Here is a 267-nt window from a genome sequence, read left to right as displayed (position 1 = left end):
CAACGACGGTGTGAAAGTAGGCGACGATGTTGCATTGACCCAAGACGGCGTTAAAGCAGGCGATGTCAAACTGACCAAAGACGGTTTGAACAACGCTGGCAACAAAGTGACCAACGTAGCCGACGGTGACCTCAATGCCGACAGCAAAGACGCCGTCAACGGCAGCCAACTGTTTGCGACCAACCAAAACGTCGCCAACAACGCCGCCAATATCGCCAAAGGCATCAACTTCGGCGGTACCACCGGCAGCAACAACTACGCATTGGG

Annotated in this window: 1 protein-coding gene; it reads left to right on the top strand. The window is 54.7% G+C overall.

Annotated features, from left to right (window positions below; genetic code table 11):
* The coding region (locus TW89_RS08310) for a hypothetical protein (protein WP_225522199.1) at nt 1-267 on the top strand (267 nt) is incomplete at both ends.

Origin of the sequence: Neisseria flavescens (assembly GCF_001618065.1) — a bacterium.
In the GTDB taxonomy this organism is placed as follows: Bacteria; Pseudomonadota; Gammaproteobacteria; order Burkholderiales; family Neisseriaceae; genus Neisseria; species Neisseria flavescens_A.
Note: the sequence above shows the minus strand (reverse complement) of the source record. Positions and strands in the feature narration are given on the sequence as shown.